The sequence below is a fragment of the Staphylococcus sp. HMSC068G11 genome (assembly GCF_001815825.1).
GTDB classification, from domain to species: domain Bacteria; phylum Bacillota; class Bacilli; order Staphylococcales; family Staphylococcaceae; genus Staphylococcus; species Staphylococcus epidermidis.
Genome location: NZ_KV822096.1, coordinates 1 through 7126 on the forward strand (window position 1 = coordinate 1; position 7126 = coordinate 7126).

Sequence of the window (7126 nt, forward strand, 5' to 3'; positions counted from 1 at the left end):
ACTTTAATATGACGGTGATCTTGCTCAATGAGGTGAAGGCGGCGGTCCTGGGGTTATAACAAGTTATGATGACTCTTATCAACAATATGTTGCACGTAATAAAGAATATGTTAATGATGAAGGATATAACTTAAGAGTCCATACCGATAAGGAAGCAGCTGATTTATTTAAAGATGATGAAATGTAGATTATGATAATTATAATTTAAATAAATCTTTTAAAGAAAATCAGGTGGCTGTTAACAACAATACAGCTCAAGAAAATGGACAAGGTGCTCAATCAGCAACTAATGCTTTGCCAGAAACAGGTGAACAATCTAACTCTGGTTTAGTTACAGTTATTGCCTCTGTATTATTAGCTGCAGGTTCATTATTAATAGTTAGAAAAACTTCAAAATCTAAATAAAGTTAATATGAGTAATGAATAAGAAGTAGACGAGTCGAGTAAATTCTTTTATAAAATAATATAATCTCTTCAAAGTAGATCTTGAAAATGAAAACTTTGAAGAGGTTTTTTTTAGTAAAAACACTGGTAGGGAGAAGCATATCATAAGTGATGCGGTTTTTTAATTTTCAAAAAAGTAATACCGTATTACAAGACGATTATATTATTTATTTTTAATGTTTTTATATTATAATTTTTAAAAATTACATATATATTATGTTGTGCTATTAGTTGTAAGTTATGGTATATTCAATGTAATAGTATATTAAATTTTTAAGGAGAAATAATGAATTTTAATGAACCATTAGATAGTGTTTATTTACAATTTAGTACTAATAACTCAATAGAAAATGTAATTAATAATAAACTAAAGCCTTTAAAGAAATTTCCTTTATGCCCTTTTTTTCAATTAAGTTACGATGATGAAGAATCAATATTATTTACTCTACCAGGGTGTAAAGAGTGTGGCTTATGTGAGATGAAACTAAAAGATAAAAATGTTGAAGATTTATCATTTAAAAATCATAGTGCTTTAATAGATGAAATCGTTCATCTTGCTTATTTTCTTAACTTAGTATTTCCACAGAAAAAATATTTTTCAAAGGTATCAACAAATGGCTATTCTAGAAGTATTATAATTGATATAGTTGAGTTAGATAATTCTAAATCGACAATAGTATTATACAAAGTTATACATAGAGATAAAGATTCAAATGGGAAATACAAAAGAGCTTATGAGAAGGTAATCGATGACCTAAGTAAGTTATATCCTGAGTTTTCTTTTACATTTAAGTTTATTAGTAACTACGACGACTCTATTAGCAATATATATTCTATAAATAATTTGATAAAAGGGGAATAAAATGTCTTTATTATTAAATCGTAAGTACGGAAGTCGTATAGAATGCTTACATAGTATTTTAAAAACGATTCACACTCAAGGGAAATCTAATGAATTTCAATTAAATGATCTTAAGTATGATAGTATTAATGAAGTAACTATTTTAGATAATTGTCCCTTATTAAAAAAAAACTTAGGCTATTACTATTGTCCTTATTTAGATAATTCACTAGATAATGCTACCTGTTATGCCACTCAAAGTGTTGAATCTGATTCAACTAAAAGTAAAGCAGTAAGTGATACAGCTGGTTCTTTAGAAGCTTTAGGCCTTATCAGAAAAAATAAAGACTTTTATGAAATTACTGATTTAGGAATTGAATTCGTAAAAACAGATTATTTAAGTAATGAGATGGAAAAAATCATTGAAAAAGCAGTATTATCTTATGGTCCTATTCTTGGACTTTTACATACTGCTTATGTACAACAAGGAGTGAAATTTAAATCTTCTAAAATTTATGTTGGTTATCCTAAAACTAAGGAACCTATTAGTAATTTAAAATTAGGCAGTACAAATGATAGCGTATCTAGAACAAGATCAAAATTAATAAGTTGGTGTTTAACTGCTGGTTTTATCGAACTAGTAAAACAGCCTTTGTCAAATATTCCTGCTCATAAATTATATCGGGATATTCTTAATAAGAAGAGACTAAATGAATATAATTTTAACATTACCTCTAAAACAATAAAAATTTTTAAAAGTACTCCATATATTGAAAATCCCTTATTCTACTCGCGTTTAAATAAAAATGTTGGATCTAAAAGGGAAAGAAATGGTGCAGCAGAGAGGAATTCAGAAAAAAAAGTTAATCCTAAATTATTAATGAGACGATATTTTTTAATAAAAGTTTTAAATTATGCTAGTAATAATAATTTGAAAGTTTCATTTAATAACTTAGTGAATTTATTTAGATCTTCACCTATTTTTGAAGAATTGGTTTTAGATAAAAATAAAATTGAAAATATGATCGATTCAGAATTAGAAATAGGTAGGATTGTTGGATTACCCTTTGAAATAATAGATGATAAATTTATAAAACCAATTTCTATAATTAATGAATCTGTTTTAGAAATTGATGCGCCCACCTGCGTAATTCAAAATATTAATGACTACATAAAGGAAGACAAGTATGCGATATTCGTTCAATAAATATAAAAATATCACTGATTTTTTAAATCCCAATAAAATAGTGAATAAAAGTATACCTTTTAGTATACCAGTTAGTGGAAAATGTAAAGGTGTAATTGAAAAAAACGGAGAATTACAATTTACATCGAAATGTTTTTTGTGTAACTTTTGTGCTTTCGGAGAGCTTTCAAAAGAATATAAAGAAAAAATAAATAATTTATATAGTAATTATAATTTTTTTGAAAAAAAATTGGCCGATTTACCAGTTGTTTCTAGTTTTACGAATCCAATCAATTCTCTGCAAACTTTCACTGAAATAGAAGAAAGACAAAGGATTCAAAAATGGGAAATGGGTATTTTAAAAAATATATTAGGAGATAACTTTAAAACAAGTGAAGAAATTCCCGCTCCAAGTGATATAACTGATCGACCTGGAAGAGTCGACGTCGGGATATACAATAAAAAAAACGAAGTAGTTTTAATTGAAACTAAAACTACTTTGGATGATGCTTTAAATGATGAAAGATTTGTAGAGCAATTTTCTAAATATAACGACGCTATAAAAAATTCAAATTTCAACGGAGATTATTTATTATGTATTTCTATAGGTGGTGATGAAAAAAACTTATTGCCACCAGGTTTTTTAGAAGAAGATACTGGAAATAAAAGAAGTCGTTTATATACTCTTTTATATAATGAAGGAAATAGGATACCTTTAATATCTGCTGCGGCAATTTGGTGTTTATCTACACTTTATATAAAAGAAAAAGTCGATGATATATCTACTAAATTAATTCAACTTTTTAATGATCAGTCTAATATTGCTCTGTTAAGTTGTGGTATTATTAAATATATTAATGGGTCATATGAAATTATATCATTGAAAGATGCATTAAAATAAAAAGGCGGAAGTAAAAGAATACTTACCGCCTTTTTAATCTAAATCAAAAGTAATCTGATTTTGATTATTTAATGCCCTTTTAATTTTATTATTTATTAAAGATATATATTCATTATTTAACTCATACCCTATTACATTTCTACCTAACTCAATAGCTGCTTCAGCTGTTGTTCCAGTACCCATAAATGGATCTAAAACAGTATCACCATAAAAGCTATATAATTTGATTATTCTATGGGGAAGTTCTTTAGGGAAAGGTGCAGGATGTTTCTCTGCTTTTGCTTTTGCTGGTTGCATTTCCCAAAATGAGTTAACTGCCCACTCTTGCCATTCCTGGGTGGTCAATTTAGATTTTTCTTTAATTTCTCGTGAGACAGGCTGTCTTTTACCTCCTTTACAGAATACTATAATCCATTCATAAGGGTAAGTAGAAAAAATATTAGTTGGATAAGGATAACTACCAAAGGAACTAAAACGAGTTATTTTTCTTTTATCCCATATAAATAATGATAAAAGAAACATCTCTCCAGTAGATTCTAAATAATTTTCTATATCATTAATTACCAATCTAGTCACACGTCTATTAAATTTAGTAGCTTTACCACTTTGAAACAGTGGCATAATATTAATGGCTAATTTACCGTCAGGAGCTAAAACTCGTACGCATTCATCCCAAACTTTATTCAAATTTTCTATATATTCGTTATATGCCTGGGTTTTTCCGATTTGTTTGTCATTTTCGTAATCTTTTAATGCGCCATAAGGTGGACTAGTTACAATAAGGTTTACAGAATTTGAAGCTATTTTACTCATATTTCTACTATCTCCTAAGTGAATATCAACTTTAGGAAATTGATTATTATTCATAATAAATTACCTCACCATCTTTTTTTTCCCATACTACAATTTGCTCTTTTCGTTTAGTTTTATTTAAAGAATCAAATATTTTACTAGAGGATCCAGAATAATGTCTTTCTTCAATATAACTTGCTTTCCATATACTAGAAAAGAATTCTCCTCCGTTAATAATTTCATTTTTAGTTTTTTTATCTCCTACTACAAAAACTATAATTGAATTGTCTTTTGTAATACGATCCATCTCATGCAAAACAAGTTCCATATCAGTTTTATATGATTTTGAGGATTGAATTAATGTATTTTTGATTTTAAGTCTGTCTACATTATGAATATCATATATTAATTTTGCATAGTATGCTGTATAATCTAAAGCATCAAAGTAAGGTGGACTAGTAAAAACAATATCAATTGAATTATCAGGTATTTCTTTATTTAAATATCTTGAGTCAGCTTTTAATATCGAAGCTGTTTTCGAGTCTTTTGAATTATTCAAAAATCTAGAATGCTTTTTAGTTTTCATTATGAATTTATCAAAAAAAGAAATATATCTTTTAGGCTCTATATTTTTCCCTACAGTACTTGAAGTCCATTTATAATTATTATTTCCACGTGCTGTAAGAGCAATTGAACCAAAATAAGCTCCTTTTACGTAATCACTCATTTGATCAAAGTAATTTTTTACACACATTATTTCATTAGCAGATGAAGGATGAAATAATGTTTGAGTCTTAGAAGGCATTGAGCTGTAATTTAAAGTTTCCATATCTCGTTTAGCATGACCAATTATATCTAAAGCTTCATTAATATATTTGTTATTATCTGAAATATTCACTAATTCTGTTTTAGCCTTGCTTATATTTATTGCTATAGGATTGCTATCTATTCCTATAGCATTCATACCTTGTTTTTGTGCTTCGTATACTATTGTTCCTGAGCCACAAAAGGGATCTAATAGTGTATGATTAGAATTAAATTGACTTATAATTTTTTGAGCATCTATACCAGATATTTTTCCTCTATATGGATAAAGGCCATGTATTGAATTAGGGTTACTTACACTAGATAAAACTTCGAATTTTAACATTTGATTGGCCATAAACATTCACCTTTTCATAAAAATAAATTATAACATTGTTTTTTGCTAATTTACATTCTAACATATCTAGTTAGATACGAATATTTAAACTTAAGAATCAAAGTATTGATTCATTCTTAACTCTTGAATAGATCAATAATTCAGAAATAAGGGTCTTTTTTATTTCAATGTCCATTTTTGACGTGCTTTAGGGTTAAGTGGATGCATGATTTCATTTGTTGCTGGGTTTATGAGTTTTTTGACTTTCTTTTTATGAGGTTTTAACATTTCCATCACTTGTTCAACACGTTCGATAACAACTGGCCGCTTCGCATAAGCCCCATAAGCTAGAATCACTGTGTCACTTTCACTTATCGATTTCATTAAGTGAATATCTGTGTGCGCATCGTATGGTTCTTTGATATGTTTAAGATTTTCGGGTGTTTTAATATTCGAAAATAGATTTACAAGATATACAGTGCCATATTGTTCAGAATTAGCTAATTGGTTGAGAATGAGAACCGTAGTAAGATCGAGTGATAATACGCCATCTAAATTAGGATACATCGTTATCACTGTACATGCGGGTTTCTTTTCATCCCACGTCTTTTTAAGCAAATAGCGGTGTTGTTCATCGTCACTAAAAATCGCTTCTGTGTGTATCGTACTTTTGATTGTATTCATCATCGTCACTCCTTTTTAATATTCTTCTGGTAAAAGCATTACATAATAAAAAACATCTACATCATCTTCACGAATGACATAGACTTTCTTAGGTAATGCATTTTGATTTTCTACATAGTTTGTATAGTGATATTCCAATTTGTATGCGGGTTGTTCTTGTTCATGTGTGATTGAGAGTATACTCTCATCTTCTTGTAATCTGAAAATGTGTAGGTAATCTGTATGAGGTTGATTATCTCTTTCTTTTACCATCTTCCAAAGTAAGATTTGAAGGTCTAGAGATAGGTGTTCACTAATGCCTCTTGTGATATATCGATTGATTTTCATATTATTTTACCTCGTCTTGAATTTCTTTCATGATGATAATCGCTTGGCTAATAACCGTAACAGATATTTGTGCCACTTTGATCCAATTATTCATGGTTATTCCCTCCTTCTTTTAGTAAATGACGTTCATCGATAATCGTATTTTTAGTATCTGTGAGGTATAGAAAATCCATATCAAAATGGTCCAAGTAACCGACACTGATAAGTTGGTTGTTGGCATACATAAGAAATGGATAGATACTTAGCTCATGTAGCTCATCATTATAGTAGGTATAAGTTTCAAGTGTAAGATGCGCAAGTGGAGAATTATTAATAAAACGTTCCGGTAGAATATTTTCTGCCGCTTCCTCCAGTGTTTCACATTCCCATGTTTCATTGTTAGATAATTGGAATAAACGAGTCATATATTGTTTGAGTTCTTGAGTAGTTGTTTTCATATCATTGCCTCCCTAGATAGTGTGATAGTGATGTACTTCATATACATCATTGAGATAATATATATTTGATTTGTCATTTATTACTGATCCCGTTTACAATATGAGAAAATTCCATATAAAAAACCGTGATAAACGTTGGTGTAACAAGGAAATCCCGGAATCCCACTCATTTTGACGAACAATCAACTCATTATTTATAAGTATTGATGATAGGGTTGGGTCTCTGCTTCCTTATATATATTATTTATTTATAAAGAATAACGGGATTTTGGGATTGTGCTTGCACAATCCTTCTGTTTCATGGAATAAGCAAATCCCATTCCTTTCCCGATAAAAAAACATCGTGGGATGTTCTTTAGCAATTTCAATATAA

General features: G+C 28.8%; 9 protein-coding genes. 4 read left to right on the forward strand and 5 right to left on the reverse strand.

The annotated features are described in order from the left end of the window. Window positions 1-231 precede the first annotated feature (231 nt). The 4 genes from HMPREF3058_RS11955 (at window position 232) to HMPREF3058_RS08220 (ending at window position 3372) form a co-directional block, all read left to right on the forward strand. Window positions 232-405 carry an LPXTG cell wall anchor domain-containing protein gene (locus HMPREF3058_RS11955; RefSeq protein WP_017465248.1) on the forward strand — a complete coding sequence of 58 codons (174 nt, stop codon included), beginning with the start codon at window positions 232-234 and terminating at the stop codon, window positions 403-405. 325 nt (window positions 406-730) lie between these two features. Then, window positions 731-1306 carry a hypothetical protein gene (locus tag HMPREF3058_RS08210; RefSeq protein ID WP_070731344.1) on the forward strand — a complete coding sequence of 192 codons (576 nt, stop codon included), beginning with the start codon at window positions 731-733 and terminating at the stop codon, window positions 1304-1306. A gap of 1 nt (window position 1307) precedes the next feature. Further along, window positions 1308-2492 (forward strand): hypothetical protein, encoded by a 1185-nt coding sequence (locus HMPREF3058_RS08215; RefSeq protein WP_070731346.1) that lies wholly within the window; start codon window positions 1308-1310, stop codon window positions 2490-2492. After that, window positions 2473-3372 (forward strand): hypothetical protein, encoded by a 900-nt coding sequence (locus HMPREF3058_RS08220; RefSeq protein ID WP_070731349.1) that lies wholly within the window; start codon window positions 2473-2475, stop codon window positions 3370-3372. The genes HMPREF3058_RS08215 and HMPREF3058_RS08220 overlap by 20 nt, the downstream gene beginning before the upstream one ends. A 33-nt stretch (window positions 3373-3405) precedes the next feature. Here the strand turns inward: HMPREF3058_RS08220 and HMPREF3058_RS08225 are convergent, their stop codons facing one another. The 5 genes from HMPREF3058_RS08225 to HMPREF3058_RS08245 form a co-directional block, all read right to left on the reverse strand. Next, on the reverse strand, window positions 3406-4239 hold the full coding sequence (locus HMPREF3058_RS08225) for a DNA-methyltransferase (RefSeq protein ID WP_070731352.1): 834 nt from the start codon (window positions 4237-4239) through the stop codon (window positions 3406-3408). After that, a complete protein-coding gene (locus HMPREF3058_RS08230; protein ID WP_070731354.1) occupies window positions 4232-5326 on the reverse strand; it encodes a DNA methyltransferase in 1095 nt (364 codons plus the stop codon). Before HMPREF3058_RS08230 ends, HMPREF3058_RS08225 begins: the two co-directional genes overlap by 8 nt. A 159-nt stretch (window positions 5327-5485) precedes the next feature. After that, window positions 5486-5989 carry a DUF1643 domain-containing protein gene (locus HMPREF3058_RS08235; RefSeq protein WP_049330307.1) on the reverse strand — a complete coding sequence of 168 codons (504 nt, stop codon included), beginning with the start codon at window positions 5987-5989 and terminating at the stop codon, window positions 5486-5488. A gap of 15 nt (window positions 5990-6004) precedes the next feature. Next, window positions 6005-6316, reverse strand: coding sequence for a DUF960 family protein (locus HMPREF3058_RS08240; protein WP_029051860.1), 312 nt, complete (start codon window positions 6314-6316; stop codon window positions 6005-6007). 86 nt (window positions 6317-6402) lie between these two features. Next, on the reverse strand, window positions 6403-6753 hold the full coding sequence (locus HMPREF3058_RS08245; RefSeq protein WP_070731356.1) for an SAUGI family uracil-DNA glycosylase inhibitor: 351 nt from the start codon (window positions 6751-6753) through the stop codon (window positions 6403-6405). Between the last annotated feature and the right edge of the window lie 373 nt (window positions 6754-7126).

Bases quoted from the DNA above. Each gene is read 5' to 3' on its own strand.
- HMPREF3058_RS08210 (WP_070731344.1), top strand. From the start codon at position 731: ATGAATTTTAATGAACCATTAGATAGTGTTTATTTACAATTTAGTACT.
- HMPREF3058_RS08215 (WP_070731346.1), top strand. From the start codon at position 1,308: ATGTCTTTATTATTAAATCGTAAGTACGGAAGTCGTATAGAATGCTTA.
- HMPREF3058_RS08220 (WP_070731349.1), top strand. From the start codon at position 2,473: ATGCGATATTCGTTCAATAAATATAAAAATATCACTGATTTTTTAAAT.
- HMPREF3058_RS08225 (WP_070731352.1), bottom strand. From the start codon at position 4,239: ATGAATAATAATCAATTTCCTAAAGTTGATATTCACTTAGGAGATAGT.
- HMPREF3058_RS08230 (WP_070731354.1), bottom strand. From the start codon at position 5,326: ATGGCCAATCAAATGTTAAAATTCGAAGTTTTATCTAGTGTAAGTAAC.
- HMPREF3058_RS08235 (WP_049330307.1), bottom strand. From the start codon at position 5,989: ATGAATACAATCAAAAGTACGATACACACAGAAGCGATTTTTAGTGAC.
- HMPREF3058_RS08240 (WP_029051860.1), bottom strand. From the start codon at position 6,316: ATGAAAATCAATCGATATATCACAAGAGGCATTAGTGAACACCTATCT.
- HMPREF3058_RS08245 (WP_070731356.1), bottom strand. From the start codon at position 6,753: ATGAAAACAACTACTCAAGAACTCAAACAATATATGACTCGTTTATTC.